We start from the raw sequence: 218 nt of genomic DNA, 5'->3' as shown, positions 1-218 counted from the left end.
TGAAACTCCGACGTATATAGATCCTGTGTAATTCAAAATTAATTGTGATTCATATTTTTGGCATTGTTTTGCCAATCCTTTGATTGTTTCATCTACTGCATATGAATTCATTCTAGGTATAATGGCACCAATAAGGTGTGTTTGTCTCGCTCTTAAACTTTGACCACGTTTAATAGGCTTACAATCATCGAATGTTTTCTGCCACTTTAAAAGTACTC

General features: G+C 33.9%; 1 pseudogene. It reads right to left on the bottom strand.

The window, feature by feature from the left end:
• Positions 1 to 218, bottom strand: a pseudogene (locus tag D9V42_RS15020) (LacI family transcriptional regulator); the annotation flags it as partial.

The sequence above is a fragment of the Staphylococcus pseudoxylosus genome (assembly GCF_003697915.1).
Taxonomy (GTDB): domain Bacteria; phylum Bacillota; class Bacilli; order Staphylococcales; family Staphylococcaceae; genus Staphylococcus; species Staphylococcus pseudoxylosus.
Note: the sequence above shows the minus strand (reverse complement) of the source record. Positions and strands in the feature narration are given on the sequence as shown.